The sequence below is a fragment of the Alcanivorax sp. genome, from assembly GCF_019431375.1.
GTDB lineage: Bacteria > Pseudomonadota > Gammaproteobacteria > Pseudomonadales > Alcanivoracaceae > Alcanivorax > Alcanivorax jadensis_A.
Genome location: NZ_CP080267.1, coordinates 3,162,596 through 3,179,949 on the forward strand (window position 1 = coordinate 3,162,596; position 17,354 = coordinate 3,179,949).

Consider the following 17,354-nt stretch of genomic DNA (forward strand, 5'->3'; position numbering starts at 1 on the left):
CCGTGCCGTTTCAGCGTGTATGGGCGCCGAAACTCTGGTTCGCATTGCGGATAACAGTGCCGGTCTCGTGCCCGTTACTGCCACCGGGCAAGACCAAAGGGGACCGGGGGACGAAACCTCCAGTCAGCACAGGCGCGCGATTATGCCAGAAAAGGAAATCACTGGCGATTCCCCCTTGGACCGGGTGGTCACGGCGCAATGGTCAGTGAACAGTTAATAGTTAACAGTGAATAGTTGCGCGGTTTGGGCCCGGGGTCGCCTGAAACGCAAGAGGCCGCGCCCAGACTATGGGCGCGGCCTCTTGCGTTTCAGGGTCCAGAAAGCCTGCTCCGCGTCGCTGTTAACTATTAACTGTTAATTGAATTAATCATCTCCGCCAGATCTACCGCATCAAAGCGCTCCCGGTTGCGGCAGAAGTCGCAGGTCAGGGTCACTTCGCCGTCCTCGTCCAGCAGGGTCTGCAATTCGTTGCTGCCCAGGGAGATCAGGGCGTTGCGGTTGCGGTCCCGGGAGCAGGTGCAGCCGAATTGCAGGGCCTGGGCCTCGGGGAGCTGTGGTGGGGTGTCGTGGAACAGCCGGTGGAGAATGGTCTGATCATCCAGGTCCAGTAGCTCTTCCATTTTCAGGGTGCTGGCCAGGGCCTCGAGATGCTCCCACATCTGTGCGTTGGCGTCGCTGCTGGCCAGCTGGTTGGGCAGCCGTTGCAGCAGCAGGCCTGCGGCCCGGTTGTTGCCGCTGGCCAGCCACAGGCGGGTTGGGAGCTGCTCGGACTGGCGAAAGTAGGCTTCCAGACACTGGGCCAGAGAGTCGCCGGCCAGGGGCACAATGCCCTGATATTGCTTGCCCTGGTCCGGGGTAATGGTGATGACCATGTTGCCGTCGCCGATCAGGGTCTGGATGTCGCCGTGGCTCCAGTCCTGGCCGTCGCTGTGGCGGGCCAGGGCGCGCAACTCACCGTCGTTGGTGCACTCGGCCAGCAGCAGGGACACCGGGCCCTTGCCCTGGGCCTGCAGTGCCAGGCGGCCCTTGAATTTGAGGGTGCTGGCCAGCAGTGCCACGGCGGCCACGGCCTCGCCGATCAGCCCCTGCACTGCTAGCGGGTAGTTATGCCCTTCTATAATACGGATGACGCTGCTTTCCACTTGCACCAGTTCGCCGCGGATATCGGAATCGGGGAAGAGAAAGCGTTGTTTGTGGTCTTGCATGGTTATGTCCTGAGAGCTGTCGGTGCCTTTAATGGAGGCCCCATTAATGGGGGCACCATGGCGGTTATTCCAGGTTGTCTCTCTTGAAGCGCTGGATATCCCGGCGCTCCTTCTTGCTGGGCTTGTGGTCTGGTGCCGCGGTGGCGGCCCGTGCCAGCTTGCGTTGCTCGCTGCTTTGTTCCCGGCGGCTGCGGCTTTGTTCGGTTTCCTGATACAGGGTCTGGGCCACGCTGGCGGGGCCGCGTTTGCTGCTCAGGCCTTCTACCACTACCTCGAAATGTTCCGTGCCCTTGGTGATGGCGATGGTCTGTCCGGGCTGTACATTCTTGCTGGGTTTGGCCTTGCTGCCATCAATCTGCACCTTGCCGCCTTCGATGGCGGCCTTGGCCAGGCTACGGGTCTTGAAGAAGCGGGCCGCCCACAGCCAGGAGTCGATGCGTACCGTTTCACTCATGACATCTCCCTCATGGCAGCACCCGCAGGAAATCGTCGATGGCCGGGAAAGGATCGGTATGCTCGCGCCTGGGCAGGCTGGAGTCCGGATGCAGGATGCTCACCGGCTGGCCGATGCCGTAAAGCTGGGCGCTGTGCAGCACCGGCAGGGAGTCGTCCACCAGCAGGGCGCGGGCCGGGTCGAAGGGCAGGTGGCGTTGCAGATGCTGCCAGAACGCCTGGGCTTCCTTGGCGTGGCCATAGTCGTGGCTGGAGACGATTTCATCGAAATAGCGGTCGATGCCGGTACGCTCTACCTTTAAGTCCAGCGCATCGCGGTGGGCATTGGTAACCATGATGACCTGCTTGTCGGACTCCTTCAGTGCCTGCAGGAAGGTGTCCGCGCCGGGGCGAATGGCGATGCGGTCGCCAGCTTCCCGTTTCAGGCGGGCGATTTCCAGACCCAGTTCCGCGGTCCAGAAATCCAGGCAGTACCAGTTCAGGGTGCCCAGGTGGCTGGTGATCCAGTCGTGGATAATGCGGTCGGCTTCAGCCCGGTCCAGGCCCTGTTGACGGGCATAGCACTCGGGGACATGTTTCTGCCAGAACCAGTTATCGAACTCCAGGTCGAGCAGAGTGCCGTCCATATCCAGTAACACGGTGTCGACGGATTGCCAGTCAATCATGAATTTCCTGCGTATTCGGGTTAGTCTTCGGCCTTAAATAGCGTGAGAGCTGATTCCAATTATGGATGAGAAACCGGAGATTCTCGACACCCGACTGGTGGCGAAAAGCCGGCTGTTCGGAATTGAAGAGCTGCACCTGCGTTTTCGCAACGGGGTGGAACGCACCTATGAGCGCCTGCGCACCCCGCCCATTGCGGCGGTAATGATGGTGCCGTTGCTGGATAATGACACCGTGGTGATGATCCGCGAGTATGGCGCCGGCACGGAAAGTTACGAGCTGACCCTGCCCAAGGGGGCCTATGAACACGGCGAGGACTGGCGTGACGCGGCCAACCGGGAATTGAAGGAGGAGGCAGGTTACGGCGCCCGCCGTCTTACGCTGATGAAGGACATGACGTTGTCGCCGGGCTACATGGGGCATCGTATCAAGGTGGTGCTGGCCGAAGACCTGTATGAAGAATCCCTGCCTGGGGATGAACCGGAAGAACTGGAAGTGCTCACCTGGAAACTGTCCGACCTGGATCGCCTGATCGAGCGCGACGACGTGACCGAAGCCCGGGTGATCGCGGCGCTGCTGATGACCAAGCGGCTGCTGGAGCAACGGCGATAATTGAGCTGTAGGAGCGGCGCTTGAGCCGCGAACCGGGCTGCCAAGTCCGGAAAGTCTCATCCATGTGCGATAGATTTCCTCGCCTGAGGCGAGGATCGCGGCTCAAGCGCCGCTCCTACAGGTGCCAAAATCTGAATCACAGGAAAAACGAAATGACCGACTTTAATACCCTGCTGGAACCGCTCGCCGAGATTGCCCGGGAAGCGGGCAAGGCTATTCTCACGGTATATGAGCGTGATGACCTGGGGGTGGAAACCAAGGACGACAAGTCGCCGATCACCGAAGCGGATATGGCGGCGCACAAGATTATCGAAGCGCGCCTGCAGGCTCTCACCCCGGAAATCCCGGTGTTTTCCGAAGAATCCGGTGGCATTGCCTATGCCGAACGCAAGGACTGGCCCCGTTTCTGGCTGGTGGACCCGCTGGATGGCACCAAGGAATTCATCAAGCGCAACGGCGAGTTCACTGTGAATATTGCCCTGGTGGAAGGCGATACCCCGGTACTGGGTCTGGTGCACGTGCCGGTGACGGCGGTGACCTACCTGGGTGGCCGTGGTGTGGGTGCCTTTAAAGAGGAAGGTGGTGAGCGTAAACCGATCCAGTGCCGTGCCCGCACCACGCCGGTGGTGATGGTGGCCAGTCGCAGCCACGGCGGGGAAGCGGTGGAAAAGCTGGAAGCCTTTATCCGCGAGGAAGTGGGTGAGGTGGAACGGGCCTCCATGGGCTCGTCCCTGAAGCTGTGCCTGGTAGCCGAAGGCAGCGCCGACATCTATCCGCGTCTGGCGCCCACCAGCGAATGGGACACCGCCGCCGCTCACGCGGTGGTCACCGCCGCCGGCGGGATGGTAGTGAACACCGCCTTCGAGCCGCTGCAATACAATAAGGAAGACATTCTCAACCCACACTTCCTGGTGCTGGGGCAGAGCATTGAAGAATGGCGCTTTATTGCCCCGGCGATTGGGTGAATGTCGCACGTCAGACGTCAGACGCAAAAAACCAAGGAGTTTCCATGAGCACAATGCGTGAGCTGCGATTTGTCAGCGATGGCCAGTCCTGCCGGGGGGATCTGTATCTGCCCGAGGGTGACGGTCCCTTTCTGACGGTGGTCATGGGCCACGGTTTTGGGCTGACCAAGGCCTGTGGGCTGCAGCCGTTTCGTGATGCCTTTTTAAAGGCCGGCTATGCGGTGTTTCTGTTCGACTACCGGCACTTTGGTGAAAGCGAGGGGATGCCGCGCCAGGTGTTGTTGCCCAACCGGGAAGTGGCGGATTGGCAGGCGGCGCTGGCCTGTGTGCGCAAGCAGCAGGAAGTGGATAACCAGCGCATCGTGTTGTGGGGCACGTCCTTTGGCGGCGGGCTGGTTACCGCCGTGGCAGCCAGAGAGCCGGACGTGGCCGGCATTATCGCCCAGTGCCCGATGATGGATGGTCTGGCATCGGTACTGGAAGTAGTGCGCTACGCGGGTATTGGTCAGGCAATGAAAATGACCGGGCTGGGGCTCTGGGATGTGATCAGCAGTCTGCTGGGTCTGGGGCCGCGCATGTTGCCCTCCGCCGGCAAGCCCGGGGAGCTGGCGGCCATGTCCAGCCATGATGCCTACGACGGTTATACCGCGCTGATGCCGGATGGTGTGCCCAATGAAGTGGCGGCTCGTATCGGCCTGGTGCTGCCCATGTTTCGGCCAGTAACCCAGGCGGCAAAGGTGACTTGCCCGGCGTTGGTGCTGATCTGTGAAACCGATACGGTGGCGCCAGCTTCAGCTGCTGAGAAGGCCGCTGCTGCCATGGCGAAAGCGACGGTGAAGCGCTATCCGGTTGGTCATTTCGATATCTATCAGGGCGAGGCCCGGGACGTCAGCCTGGCGGATCAGCTGGAATTTCTTCAGGGTTTGTAGCGTGGGAAAGTTTCAAGTTTCAAGTTGCAACGCGCCATACGTTTGCCCTTGATTTCAAACGCATGAGGCCGCGCTCCAGTCATTGGGCGCGGCCTCATGCGTAGCGGCTGACAGCAGCGCTGATCCGCGTTGAAACTTTCAACTTGTAACTTGCGACTCTCAGAACGGCAGCAAGGCTACCAGATCCAGCGTCAATTGATCTGCTGCCACCAGTGCGCCGGTGGCGATCATGCTCAGATTGATGCAGGGCAGGATCAGGCCGATGGCGAACAGGTTGACCATGCTGGGCTGGCGGATGCGACCGCTCCATAGCAACAGGCTGATAATGCTGGCGCAGGAAATCGGTATCCACAGCCAGGAGTGAGAGACGAACGTATCCCCGAAGGCAGTCAGATCGAACATGCCGGTACCCTTATAATTATAGTGTGTAATCCATCCCCGTAGGCGCCTTCCCCTATGGCGCGCAGGCAGTATGCAGAAGTGAGCAGGGCAGCAATGTGTATGAGGTCACAAATTGGTGATAGCACGATAACATTGGATCTCTCGTACCACTTTATTATGAAAATCAACGAGTAATAGCCGGCCGCCAACCCCATGGTCCCCATGCGGGTAGACAGGCGTTCAGGGAAAGTGGACCCAGTGTTTATGCCGCCTGCGCCACACTGGCCGTCCCTAGCGGCACTTTTTTCCGTCTCCAGGGCCAATTAACGGCCTGTTTTGGCCTTTTCTCATACCCGCCAGTACGGCTATTCTGTCTGCCAATAAACGGTGCCATTGAATGATGTCAATGTTTTGCACTGCCGAGACCAGGTGGCCCAAGGGCTGGAGGTAAAAAGAATGTCTAATAACCACGTTGATGTATTGATTGTCGGTGCCGGCCTTTCCGGTATCGGGGCAGCTTGCCATCTGACCCGCAAGTGCCCGAACCGCAGCTATGCCATTATCGAGCGCCGCGAACGCATTGGTGGCACCTGGGACCTGTTCAAGTACCCGGGCATTCGTTCCGATTCCGACATGTTCACCCTGGGTTACAGCTTCCGTCCCTGGACCGAGCCCAAGGTGCTTGCTGACGGCAACTCCATCCGCCAGTACGTGGAAGACACCGCAGACGAATATGACGTCAAAAGACACATCCGCTTTGGGCGAAAGGTCGTCAAGGCAAACTGGTCCAGTGATGAAAACCAGTGGACCGTGGAAACCACCAATGAGAAGACCGGTGAGCAGGAAACCTTCACCGCCAATTTCCTGTTTTCCTGCAGTGGTTATTACAACTACGACGAAGGTTACAAACCGGATTTCCCCGGTGAAAAAGACTTCAAGGGTCAGGTGGTTCATCCCCAGCACTGGCCGGAAAACCTGGAATATAAAGGCAAGAAAGTGGTGGTAATCGGTTCCGGTGCCACCGCCGTGACCCTGGTGCCTGCCATGGCCCGGGAAGGGGCCAAGGTCACCATGCTGCAGCGTTCGCCGACGTATATTGCCACCGTGCCGGAAGTGGATCCGATCTCCGTGGGCATGCGCCGTTTCATGCCGGAGATGCTGGTCTACCGTTTGGCACGGGCCCGTAACATTGGTATCCAGCGGCTGGTTTACAAGCTGTCAAAACAGCGTCCGAAGCTGGTCCGCCGTGCCCTGTTGGCGGCTGCCAAACGTCAGCTTGGCGATGATGTGGATATGACTCATTTCCGCCCGAGTTATAACCCCTGGGATCAGCGTCTGTGTGCGGTGCCCAATGGCGATCTGTTTAAAACCGTTCGCCGGGGTGAGGCCGATATCGTTACCGATCATATCGAGCGTTTCACCGAGAACGGTATTCTTCTGAAGTCCGGCCAGGAGCTGGAGGCAGACATTATTATCACTGCCACCGGTCTCAATGTTCAGATGCTGGGCGGGGTGGAAGGTACCATCGACGGCAAGGCCGTAGAGCCCCGTGAGTCGCTGGTCTACAAAGGCATGATGCTGCGTGATGTGCCCAACATGGCGCTGGTGTTCGGCTACACCAACTCTTCCTGGACCCTGAAAGCGGATCTGGTCTGCGAGTATGTATGTCGCCTGCTTAATCACATGGAAAAAACCGGCGCCCAGACCGTAATTCCCCGTGACAACGAAGATTGCATTACCGATGAGAACTTCCTGGGTCTGCAGTCCGGCTATGTTATGCGTGCGGATGACCGTTTGCCCCGGCAGGGTTCCAAGCAGCCATGGATGGTGGTGCAGAACTACCTGGTGGATCTGCCGAGACTGCGTTTCGGTGCCATCGATGATGGTGTGCTGGAATTCAGCAACTACCAGCCGGTGAAGAAGAAAGGGTTGGTGGCGTCCCTGCTCGGAGCCTGATCGGGAGTTGCAAGTTTCAAGTTGAAAGTTGAAAGTTGCAACGCGAGCCAGGCTGTTGCTAGCCGCCAGGCAAGAGGCCGCGCCCATGACTTGGGCGCGGCCTCTTGCATTTCAGATTCTGGGAAAGCGTTGGCGCGTTGTAACTTGAAACTTTCAACTTGCAACTCAGAGAGGCCAGTGCAGCTGCACATTTCCCCCGCCAAACGCAAACCGGTGCAGTCGCATGGACGGTACGATGCTCAGCACCGCGCCGTTCTGTTTTGATACCGTGATGTGCCAGGGCACGCTTAGTTTGCCCACGAACGTATCGTCATCCCGGTCCCGCCACTGCTGGCTGTTCACGGTTTGCTCCACTCGTGGGCGGCTGAGATAGACGGTGGGTGCCAGTCGCTGGGTGACGGTGGGTGCCAGTCGCTGGGTGTCGCTCAGCGGCAGGGATATGCCACCGAACAGCATGGGTTCCTGTCGGCTGACTTCGCCGTTGCCATTGAGCTCGCGCCCGAACCAGCCATCTTCATCCAGCCAGAAATAGCGGGCACCGACTTGTGGTTGCCAGCGATGGGGCCGGTAGCGCACGGCCAGGGTCAGCGACGCCATGTCGCGGCGGAATGCCAGCTGGGCGATGTTTTCATCCAGCTGATGTTGTCGGCGGGTGCGCTCGCCGTGGAGGTCCGCCTGCCACTGCCAGTCACCGTATTGTGCGCGATGGCGAAGGGCAATACGGGTCTGCCGACTGGATACCCGGTCGCCGCGGATGCGGTCATCCAGCGTGGCATTAGGTGTGTGGTTCACTGAAAGGGTGGTGCTTGTCCTGGGGCTGTGCTGTTGATGCCACTGGGCGAAAAGCGTGCGGGGCTCGTCAACCAGTTCACTTTGGCTGTCTGTCTTGTCGTTGAAGTAGGCATTGGGCAGCACCACGCTCAGTTGCAGCCAGCTTCCTTGGCCGTGCAGCCGCCGGGCACCGAAATAGATATCGGTGAGGGATTTGTCACTGAACACATCGCCTTGCAGGGAGAGTTGCCAGCGTTGCGCCAGGGTCTGGCGGAAGCCCACCAGCTGGCGGTCGTAGCTGCCGTCAAAATCCTCGGAGCGCTGAATATCCAGGGTGAAGGCCTGATCCGGATTGTCGAAGACAAAGCTCTGATGGTAGCGAAAGTCCATATAAAGGCGGTCGCTGGTGAGACTGCCGGCGGTGCCACGAATGCCTTCTTCAAGGGGCGCGGGCTGATCAAGCAGGTGGCGATAGCTGAAGGCGTGGAGAAAGTACTCATTGTTATAGTCACGGTCGCGGCCATCCACCACGGCAGCCGCTCGCCAGGGGTGGGGGCTATGCCAGTTTTGCGCTTCGCTGTCTGTGACTATCAGAGTGGCGAGCAGGCAGAAACCAAGCCATCGCATGAGACATCTCCATGTGCACAGGAGGTAGTCTCATGGTAACGCGGTTGGCGGGGAGAAGCAGTCGAAAGCTGCAAGCCCAAGCTCCTAGCTAGAAGCTAGAAGCTAGAAGCTAGAAGCTAGAAGCTAGAAGCGACAGCGCGGTGGGGCTGGTAGTAAAACGCATGAAGCCGCGCTCAAGCTCTGAGCGCGGCCTCCTGGGTTTCCGTTCAATACCAATTTCTGGCGCGTTGTAGCTTGAGGCTTGCAGCTTGCAGCTTTATTTCCAGGGCAGCTGATCCATCCGCTGACGCGCGCTGGAGTATTCCTGTTTGAGCCGCTCGATCAGCTCGCTGGCCGGGCCGATCTTCTTGATGGCGCCGATGCCCTGGCCGCTGCCCCAGATGTCTTTCCAGGCCTTCGAGCTGCCATCGCCGAAATCCATCTTCGACGGATCACTTTCCGGCAGGTCGTTCGGGTCGAGCCCGGCGTCTTCAATGGAGCTGCGCAGGTAGTTGCCGTGGACGCCGGTGAACAGGTTGGAATAGATGATGTCGCTGGCGCTGCTATCGACGATGGACTGCTTGTAGCGCTGGTCGGCGTTGGCTTCGTCGGTGGCAATAAAGGCGGAGCCGATATAGGCCAGGTCCGCGCCCATGGCCTGGGCGGCGAGAATGGCATCGCCCTTGGCGATGGAGCCAGACAGCAACAGTGGGCCGTCAAACCATTCGCGGATTTCCTGCACCAGTGCAAAGGGGGATTGGGTGCCCGCGTGGCCCCCGGCGCCGGCGGCCACGGCGATCAGGCCGTCAGCCCCTTTCTCGATAGCCTTCTTGGCGAAGAAGTTATTGATGATGTCGTGGAACACCAGGCCGCCGTAGCTATGGATGGCCTCGTTCACGTCCACCCGGGCGCCCAGGGAGGTGATCACGATAGGCACCTTGTACTTCACGCACATTTCCAGATCGTGTTCCAGCCGGTTGTTGGACTTGTGCACGATCTGGTTTACCGCAAAGGGGGCTGCCGGCTGGTCCGGGTTGGCCTGGTTCCAGGCATCCAGCTCTTCGGTAATACGCTTCAGCCATACCTCAAGTTCTTCTGCCGGGCGGGCATTCAGTGCCGGGAAAGAACCAACGATACCGGCCTTGCACTGGGCGATAACCAGATCCGGGTTGGAGACAATAAACATGGGGGATGCGACGGCTGGCAGGCGCAGCCGGTCTTGCAGGGACGCGGGTAGCGACATGGTAACTCCTTATTCAGGGTGAGGGCGCCCTGGAAGGCGTCCGCAGGAGTGAAATTACACCTGAAAAAGCCGGTAATTGCGATGGCGGAAAGCGTCGCGTGTCAGACGGGTTTATTTATCGCCGCCGTTTTCCTTGGTGTCCCCCTTGCGCAGTGATTCGATAAAACGTCCGGGCAGGCCCGCAGAACGCAGTAGTGGACGCAGTTGCATCAGCATTTCATGAAGATCAATGACATGGTCGTTGAGCGCTTCCACTTTGTGGTCCAGGCTTTCCACGCGCTCGGGCAAGGTGCGCATGCTTTCCACGATGCTCATGGTGCGATGAGCCATCACCAAGTACTCCAGGGCGGCCCGGACGATGGCAACCATTACCAGCAGGATAAGCGGCGACAAGGTGGCGGTGGCCAGCCCCAGCCATAACGAACTGGAAAAACTGGCGGCCACAAAAAAGCCCACCAGCAATACCGCGCCGATAATCATCAGCAGGTAGAGCAACGGCAGCAACTGCATGGACAGATAGCGATTGAACTGCCAGTCCACCAGCTGCAGGACTTTTGATTGATTCAGTTTTTCCTTGTTGAGCATGGGCACCCCGATGGCCGTTGATTTACTTCATTGTTGCCGGGTGCCCGGGCTTTTCCTACCCATAGATTGTAATGCTCTGTTATATGCCCAGTGAGTAGTTGTGGCAGGTGGTAGGTGGCAATGCTAGGCAAATCGTGTCCTATGGCGTCGATTAAATCCGAACACTGCGTCCGCTTTTGGGGGTGGGGAGTAACAGTGCTGTCTTTGGTGCAGACAATGACTATTCCGGGGAAAGGGAGTGATGCTCCTGTCATTGGATCCAGGAAATAATTATCCCTATACATATCAATTACTTAAATTTTTAAAAGGTGCTTTTATTGGCCTGTAAGGGGGGCTTTCCTATTGGCATGCTGACCTGTGAAGGCTGGGTTGCAGAAGCTATGCTGAACCGAATTGAATCCGAACAAGCATTCGCTTTATTGTATCACTCTTCAATGTAACAGTAGTGCGCGCCAACTGACTTCCAAGGCGCGAGACATTATCGGCTTTGCCCCATTGGACAGGTGACCTAATGACGACTGCAACGATTCATTCATACGTGCCGAAAACTGCCAAGCAACGGCCTGAGATGCCGATTCGACACATGGATTTTCAGTTCGATGCCAAGGAGCTGGACGATACCTTCTTCAGAAACACCGAGCTGGCCTCGGCTTACTTTGAGGCCCTGTCCATCTTTCTGACCTTTGGCGAAGATCTGGTGATCGACACCGCTCGCTACCACCGTCAGTTTGTGAAAGATCCGGAGCTCAAGCGTCTGGTCACCGCCCTGATCGGCCAGGAAGCCATCCACTCCAAGATGCACAACGAGTTCAACGATGTGCTGGCCCAGCACCGTTATCCTGTTGGTCTGTATCGCTTCCTCGCCGACAAGGTGTTCGAACACGGCTTCAAGAAACTGTCCAACCGCATGCAGCTGTCATTAATGGCTGGCATTGAGCATTTCACTGCGGTGCTGGCGGAATACATGATGAAGCACGAAGACATCTTCTATGAGTCCCTGGACGAGAAGCAGCGGGCCCTGTGGATGTGGCACATGCTGGAAGAGTCTGAGCATAAGGATGTTGCCTACGACGTGTTCCAGGAATTGTCCGGTGACTATGCCCTGCGTATGCGTGGTTTTGGCCTGGCGGCATTTACCATCGTTTTCCTGGTTCCGGTTGCTGCGTCGTTGATTCCGGTGATGCGTAAACCGCGTAACTTGCTGAGCCCCGGTTACTGGAAAGATGTGAAGCGTAGCCTGGCGGTGCTGGCGGGTCCTGAAGAGGGAGTCTTCGGCAGCACCATCAAGCATATTCTGGATTACACTCGTCGTGATTTTCATCCTAGCGATCACGACACCAGTGCCTACCTGGAGTATTACAAGGAAAAGCTGCTGAATCCTAAAACCGGGCTGTTGGCGCCGTATCTGACCAAGGAATTCGTGCCGGCCAAGCGTGCCTGAACGAACACTGAATGCCCAACCTGAAAAAGGTGGAAGGTAATGATGAATATTCTCAAGTTTCGTTCCAGCAAGCCGAGCTATAACGGCTACGCGGTGGTTACCGGTGCCGGCAGTGGTATCGGTCGTAGTTTTGCCCTGGAGCTGGCCAAACGGAATAGCGCTGTGGTCTGCGCCGATCTGAAACTGGAAAGCGCGGAAGAAACCGTGGCGCTGATCGAAAAGGCGGGTGGCAAGGCCTTTGCGGTGGCCTGTGATGTGGGCAAGGCTGGTCAGGTCAAGCAACTGGCGGCCAAGTCCGAGAAGTTGCTGGGCAACCCGGTCACTCTTTTGATCAACAATGCCGGCGTGGGCATTGGTGGCAAGTTCGAAGAGCTGAGCCTGGAAGACTGGAAATGGGCCATGGATGTGAACCTGTGGGGTGTGGTGCACGGTTGTCACTACTTTGTGCCCGGGTTCAAGAAGCAGGGTCGTGGCGCCATCATCAATGTGGCCTCTGCCGCGTCCTATACTGCAGCGCCGGAAATGAGTGCCTATAACGTGACCAAGGCCGGCGTGCGGGCCCTGTCCGAAACCCTGTACGCGGAACTCAAGCGCGACAACATCAAGGTCAACGTACTGTGTCCGACCCTGGTGCCCACCAACATCATCAAGGATGGCCGCATTCCCGCGCGCTATTCCAAACTGGCCGATCATGCACTGATGAACTACGCCATGACCACCAGTGATTCCGTGGCCAAGCTGACCCTGAACCGTCTCGACAAGGGTGAGCTGTACACCACTCCCCAGGTGGACGCAAAGCTGTTCTGGATGATGAAACGCGCCACCCCCAATTTGTACGCGAACCTGCTCGGTTTTTCCTACCGGTTCGTCAAGAATTAACAGAGGTTTTTCCCATGGCAGCAGCAAAGAAGAGCAACGCCTCTGCGGCTAAGATTTACGACACCTTTATTGTCGGTGCCGGCATTTCCGGCTTGTGTGCCGCGATCAAGATGAAGAAACAGGGCTATCACGATTTCAAGATCATCGAGAAAGCTACCCGCGTTGGCGGTACCTGGCGGGAAAATACCTACCCGGGTTGTGGCTGTGATGTGCCGTCTTCCCTGTACTCCTTTTCCTTTGCGCTGAGCAGCAAGTGGAGCCACCTGTTTGCCCGCCAGCCGGAAATTCTCAGCTACCTGGAAGAGGTAAGCGAAGATTTCGGTATCAAGGAACTGATCGAGTTCGGCACTGAACTGGAACATGCCGAGTGGGACGAAAGCCGCCACCTGTGGGTACTGGATACCAAAACCGGTAAGGAAAAAGGCCAGACCCTGGCGCGCACCGTGGTCTTTGCCACCGGGCCGATCACCGAAGCCCAGATTCCGTCGCTGCCGGGCCTGGATAGCTTCAAGGGCGAAATGTTCCATTCCGCCAAGTGGAACCACGACTATGACCTGACCGGCAAGCGTGTGGCGGTGATCGGTACCGGCGCTTCGGCGATCCAGTTCGTGCCGCAGATCCAGCCCAAGGTGAAAGAGCTGCATGTGTTTCAGCGCACCGCGCCCTGGGTGCTGCCCAAGCCGGACATGGATCTGGGGGATACCAGCAAGCAGTTGATCGACAAGCTGCCGATTATCCAGAAAAGCTGGCGCAAGGCGGTGGCCACCTCCCTGAACGTGATCAACTTCGGTCTGCGTAATCCGGCGGCTCTGAAGCCGGTGAGCACGGCGGCCAAACAGCTGCTGCGTGTGCAGGTGAAGGACAAGGCCCTGCGCAAGGCGGTAACACCGGACTTTACCCTGGGCTGCAAGCGCATCCTGTTCGCCAACAACTACTACCCGGCCCTGCAGGCGGATAACGCCAACCTGATTCCCCATGGCCTGGTGGAAGTGGAGGGCAATACCGTGATCGCCGCCAACGGTGAGCGTCATGAAGTGGACGTGATTATCTGGGGTACCGGTTTTGAAGTGTCCCACCCGCCGATCGGCAGGAAGGTGATTGATGCCAACGGCGATCGCCTCTCCGACCTGTGGAAGGACAGCTCTCCGGAAGCCTATCTGGGCGCCACCATGAAGGATGTGCCCAATGCCTTCCTGGTGCTGGGTCCCAACGTGCTGGTGTATGACTCCTTCATCGGCCTGGCGGAAGCCCAGCTTGACTACATCATCGACGGCCTGAAGAAGGTGAAGCAGAAGGGAATCACCCGCTTTGCCATCAAGCCCGAGGTGCTCAAGGCCCATAACGACAAGGTCCAGAAACACCTGAAAACCACGGTGTTCAACAGTGGTGGCTGCAAGAGCTACTACCTGGACCAGAATGGCCGCAACTTTGCCGCCTGGCCCTGGTCGCTGAAGGAGCTGAAGAAGCGTCTGAGCGATTTCAAGCTAGGAGACTACGAGGTGGTTTACCAGAGCGCGGAGAAAAAGAAGGCCGCCTGACGGCGATTGGATGACGGGTTCATTGAATGAGGGGAAGCGAAAGGCTTCCCCTCATGCTTTCTAAGCCACAGCGGGCGTGAAGGCGGTCATCCCGCCAATTCCACCTTCTTTTCCACGTAGCTGGCGAGAATATCCCCGAACACGGTTGCCAGCTCCTCGAAGCTTTGTATCGGGTTATCCTCGGACAGGTGCCTGACCACGGTGAAAATGCCGCCATTGATATAGAAGTAGGCCACGGTGGGAATATTCGGCAGTTTCAGCAGCTCCGGGTGGTGCATCAGGTACTGGGTGAACAGTTCCATGAGGGCGCTGTTGATCGGTGATTGGTAGATCACCATGTCCATGCTGAAGGCGTGGCGGGCGCAGCGCAGGTAGAGCTGATTATTCTCTTCCAGAAAGTCGCGAAAACTGAACAACAGTTTCTCAATCGCCTCACGGATGTCCAGACGCACCAGTTCCGGGATCAGCGGCTTGATCAGATCCACGGTGTCACTGACAAAGCGTTTGCTGGCCGCATCGATGATGGCGTCCTTGTCTTCAAAGTATTCATACAGCGAACCCACGCCAATTCCCGCCTTTTCCGCGATTTGTCTCGCAGTAATGCCGCTTGGGCCATGGTTGGCGATGGAAATCAGGGCGGCCTGGACAATGGCGTCCACAGTGGCCTTGGAGCGTTGTTGTTTGGGTTTGCGAGCCATCAGGTTATCCGAGTTGAATCCGAACGAGCATTCGCATCATTGTTGCATCGGCCCATGTGTCGGTAAATGATTTTGGCGGTATAAAAATAGCTGAGTCGGCTTGGTCCTCCGTTTCATGCCGGCCGGGAGCAAGGGCTCGTGACGCCACATTGCCGTGGGCGGCACATGGCGCAACAGGGCAACACAAAAGCGTCAGAACAGGACCCGCAGGCTCCATCTGGAAGCGCGGGTGTCTGATCGAGGAAGGCGTCTGCCCCCCCCCCCTTGGCCTGGTTTCTTCCGGTGAACGCGGCTCTGGTCAAACCGCACCGCGTTTTTTGTGACGAATGTTCTGTTCTGAATTCTCTTCCCGCCTCTGCCACAAAATCATCACGCTTTTGACGCACTGGCTTCATGCCGTCCGGCGATAAACCCAGGTTCACTGATCAACGAATAACACGAACCGTTGGGGAGTTCACAATGACATCCTGGTATAGCCTGGGCGCCGGCATGATGCTGGCTGCTGCCTTGACTGCCTGTGGCGGTGACAGCAGCGACAACAATCCTGCTGCGGGTGGCGGCGAGCAAGTCAAAACGCCGGACAGCCTGCGTCTGTCTTTTTTGAGCCGCTACGAGTCCGGTAGTTTCGATACCTCTGCCGCCGAAATCCCTGCCTATGACAAGGCCAGCCAGCGTCTGTTTGTGGTCAACGCAGAGTTGGGTGTGCTTGATGTACTGGATATGAGCGACCCCGCCAAGCCCTCACTGATCGAGTCGCTGGGTGTTGAAGAGGTTGCTGCCGGGGCCGTCGTGAACAGTGTGGCGGTGAAGAATGGACTGGTGGCTATCGCCGTTGAAGCCAATCCGAAAACTGACAACGGTTTTGCTGCCCTGTATCGGGCCGATGACCTGAGCCTGCTGGGCAGTGTGGAAGTGGGCGCCCAGCCGGACATGATTATCTTTACCCCGGATGGCAAAAAGTTGCTCACCGCCAACGAGGGCGAGCCCAGCGATGATTACCAGATCGACCCGGCTGGCTCCATCAGCATTATCGATATCAGCAATCCGCAGGATCCCCAGGTCAGCACGGCGGATTTCAGCGCCTTTGATGCTGGCACCCTGCGCAGCACGGGCGTGCGCATCTATGGACCTGGCGCCGATGTGGCCATGGACCTGGAGCCGGAATACATCGCGGTGTCTGCCGATGGCAAAACCGCCTGGGTAACCCTGCAGGAAAACAACGCCCTGGCCAAGGTCAGCATTGCTACCGCCACCGTCACCGATATCCTGCCGCTGGGAGAGATCGACCGAAGCGTGGCAGGCTTTGGCATTGATGCCAGCGATGACGATGAAGCGATCAACATCCAGACCTGGCAGGGTGTGGTTGGCCTGTACCTGCCTGACGCCATTCACGCCTACAGCGCCGGTGGCAGCACCTACCTGGTCACAGCCAACGAAGGCGACGCCCGTGCCTGGGGGGAAGACAACGATGCCTACTGGGGTGCTGAGGGGGAAGGTTGTGTCGGTGATGCCGGGCAGGGGTTCGTAGAAGAATTCCGCGTCAAGCATCTGGTGCATGCCAGCGGCTTCGATCGTCGCTGCGGCGACGATCTGCCTCCCCAGCTGCGTGAACTGGGTGCTGGTGCGCTGCTGGATCCGGCGGTGTTCGAGTATTGCGGCGCCACCGCCGGTGATCCCGGTGACTGTCGCGAAGACGATGTACTGGGCCGTCTCAACATTACCTGGACCATGGGCTACAAGACCGACGAAGCCGGCAACCCGGTGATGTACAGCGACGCGGGAAATGTGGATGAGATGGGCACCCGCATCATGTACGACACCCTCTACAGCTACGGCGGTCGCTCCTTCTCCATCCGGGATGAAGACGGCAATCTGGTATTCGACAGCGGTGATGACATCGAGCAGTTCCTGGCCAGCGACGAATGCCGGTTGGGGACCAACCGCAGCATTGCCTGTCAGGATTACTTCAACAGTGGCCATGATGAAATCAACGCCATGGACAGCCGCAGTGATGCCAAGGGCCCGGAGCCGGAAGGGCTGACCATCGGCGCCATTGGCGACAAGACTTTCCTGTTCCTGGCGCTGGAGCGCATGGGCGGCATTCTGGTCTATGACATTACCGATCCGCAGCAGCCCGAGCGGCTGGATTACCTGAACAGCCGCAACTTCTGGGGCGGCGGTGGTGATGGCGAAGACATCGCAGACCTGATCGATGATGGTCTGCTGGCAGAAAGCGATGTGGGCGCCGTGGTGGGTGATCTGGGCCCGGAAGGGCTGGTGTTCATCCCTGCCGCCGATTCTCCCAGCGGCAAGCCATTGCTGGTGGTGGGTAACGAAGTCAGTGGCACCACCTCAATCTACGAAGTGGAAACCCTGTTCGATGAGGAATAATCCTCACCAGCCATATCCGGGCGGCCTGCGGGCCGCCG

At 58.2% G+C, this 17,354-nt stretch carries 16 protein-coding genes; 8 read left to right on the forward strand and 8 right to left on the reverse strand.

What is annotated here, in order from left to right; genetic code table 11:
- Positions 1 to 347: 347 nt before the first annotated feature.
- The 3 genes from hslO to yrfG form a co-directional block, all read right to left on the reverse strand.
- On the reverse strand, positions 348 to 1,205 hold the full coding sequence (hslO, locus tag KZ772_RS14840) for an Hsp33 family molecular chaperone HslO (RefSeq protein ID WP_290537292.1): 858 nt from the start codon (positions 1,203 to 1,205) through the stop codon (positions 348 to 350).
- A 64-nt stretch (positions 1,206 to 1,269) separates the two neighbouring features.
- Positions 1,270 to 1,659 carry a S4 domain-containing protein gene (locus tag KZ772_RS14845; protein WP_290537293.1) on the reverse strand — a complete coding sequence of 130 codons (390 nt, stop codon included), beginning with the start codon at positions 1,657 to 1,659 and terminating at the stop codon, positions 1,270 to 1,272.
- 10 nt (positions 1,660 to 1,669) lie between these two features.
- On the reverse strand, positions 1,670 to 2,323 hold the full coding sequence (yrfG, locus tag KZ772_RS14850; protein ID WP_290537294.1) for a GMP/IMP nucleotidase: 654 nt from the start codon (positions 2,321 to 2,323) through the stop codon (positions 1,670 to 1,672).
- A gap of 61 nt (positions 2,324 to 2,384) precedes the next feature.
- Here yrfG and nudE point away from each other — a divergent pair, with 61 nt between their 5' ends.
- The 3 genes from nudE to KZ772_RS14865 all read left to right on the forward strand — a co-directional run bounded on the left by nudE (position 2,385) and on the right by KZ772_RS14865 (position 4,827).
- Positions 2,385 to 2,933 carry an ADP compounds hydrolase NudE gene (gene nudE, locus KZ772_RS14855; RefSeq protein WP_290537295.1) on the forward strand — a complete coding sequence of 183 codons (549 nt, stop codon included), beginning with the start codon at positions 2,385 to 2,387 and terminating at the stop codon, positions 2,931 to 2,933.
- Between the two features lie 152 nt (positions 2,934 to 3,085).
- Complete coding sequence (gene cysQ, locus KZ772_RS14860) at positions 3,086 to 3,898, forward strand: 3'(2'),5'-bisphosphate nucleotidase CysQ (protein ID WP_290537296.1); 813 nt, start codon at positions 3,086 to 3,088, stop codon at positions 3,896 to 3,898.
- Positions 3,899 to 3,942: 44 nt separating this feature from the next.
- Entirely contained in the window at positions 3,943 to 4,827 is an 885-nt protein-coding gene (locus KZ772_RS14865) for an alpha/beta hydrolase (protein WP_290537297.1), read from the forward strand.
- 159 nt (positions 4,828 to 4,986) lie between these two features.
- On the opposite strand, the gene KZ772_RS14870 is transcribed toward KZ772_RS14865, so the two are convergent.
- The gene (locus KZ772_RS14870; RefSeq protein WP_290537298.1) at positions 4,987 to 5,229 is read right to left on the reverse strand and encodes a hypothetical protein; all 243 of its coding nucleotides are present in this window, start codon (positions 5,227 to 5,229) and stop codon (positions 4,987 to 4,989) included.
- A 435-nt stretch (positions 5,230 to 5,664) separates the two neighbouring features.
- Between KZ772_RS14870 and KZ772_RS14875 the strand changes: the two genes are divergently transcribed.
- Positions 5,665 to 7,164 carry an NAD(P)/FAD-dependent oxidoreductase gene (locus KZ772_RS14875; RefSeq protein ID WP_290537299.1) on the forward strand — a complete coding sequence of 500 codons (1,500 nt, stop codon included), beginning with the start codon at positions 5,665 to 5,667 and terminating at the stop codon, positions 7,162 to 7,164.
- Between the two features lie 165 nt (positions 7,165 to 7,329).
- Here the strand turns inward: KZ772_RS14875 and KZ772_RS14880 are convergent, their stop codons facing one another.
- The 3 genes from KZ772_RS14880 to KZ772_RS14890 all read right to left on the reverse strand — a co-directional run bounded on the left by KZ772_RS14880 (position 7,330) and on the right by KZ772_RS14890 (position 10,369).
- Positions 7,330 to 8,562 (reverse strand): hypothetical protein, encoded by a 1,233-nt coding sequence (locus KZ772_RS14880; RefSeq protein ID WP_290537300.1) that lies wholly within the window; start codon positions 8,560 to 8,562, stop codon positions 7,330 to 7,332.
- A 256-nt stretch (positions 8,563 to 8,818) separates the two neighbouring features.
- Positions 8,819 to 9,784 carry a nitronate monooxygenase family protein gene (locus KZ772_RS14885; protein WP_290537301.1) on the reverse strand — a complete coding sequence of 322 codons (966 nt, stop codon included), beginning with the start codon at positions 9,782 to 9,784 and terminating at the stop codon, positions 8,819 to 8,821.
- A 111-nt stretch (positions 9,785 to 9,895) separates the two neighbouring features.
- Positions 9,896 to 10,369 (reverse strand): DUF4282 domain-containing protein, encoded by a 474-nt coding sequence (locus KZ772_RS14890; protein WP_290537302.1) that lies wholly within the window; start codon positions 10,367 to 10,369, stop codon positions 9,896 to 9,898.
- Between the two features lie 511 nt (positions 10,370 to 10,880).
- Between KZ772_RS14890 and KZ772_RS14895 the strand changes: the two genes are divergently transcribed.
- From KZ772_RS14895 to KZ772_RS14905, 3 genes are read left to right on the forward strand one after another with little or no spacing between them, the layout of a single operon-like run.
- Positions 10,881 to 11,810 carry a metal-dependent hydrolase gene (locus KZ772_RS14895; protein WP_290537303.1) on the forward strand — a complete coding sequence of 310 codons (930 nt, stop codon included), beginning with the start codon at positions 10,881 to 10,883 and terminating at the stop codon, positions 11,808 to 11,810.
- Positions 11,811 to 11,849: 39 nt separating this feature from the next.
- A complete protein-coding gene (locus KZ772_RS14900) occupies positions 11,850 to 12,689 on the forward strand; it encodes an SDR family NAD(P)-dependent oxidoreductase (RefSeq protein WP_290537304.1) in 840 nt (279 codons plus the stop codon).
- 14 nt (positions 12,690 to 12,703) lie between these two features.
- Positions 12,704 to 14,227: an NAD(P)/FAD-dependent oxidoreductase gene (locus tag KZ772_RS14905; protein ID WP_290537305.1), complete on the forward strand. Its 1,524-nt coding sequence runs from the start codon at positions 12,704 to 12,706 to the stop codon at positions 14,225 to 14,227.
- An 86-nt stretch (positions 14,228 to 14,313) separates the two neighbouring features.
- Here KZ772_RS14905 and KZ772_RS14910 read toward each other — a convergent pair whose 3' ends face one another.
- Positions 14,314 to 14,925 carry a TetR/AcrR family transcriptional regulator gene (locus KZ772_RS14910; protein WP_290537306.1) on the reverse strand — a complete coding sequence of 204 codons (612 nt, stop codon included), beginning with the start codon at positions 14,923 to 14,925 and terminating at the stop codon, positions 14,314 to 14,316.
- A gap of 459 nt (positions 14,926 to 15,384) precedes the next feature.
- Between KZ772_RS14910 and KZ772_RS14915 the strand changes: the two genes are divergently transcribed.
- Positions 15,385 to 17,316, forward strand: a complete 1,932-nt coding sequence (locus KZ772_RS14915) for a choice-of-anchor I family protein (RefSeq protein WP_290537307.1) — start codon at positions 15,385 to 15,387, stop codon at positions 17,314 to 17,316.
- Positions 17,317 to 17,354 lie beyond the last annotated feature (38 nt).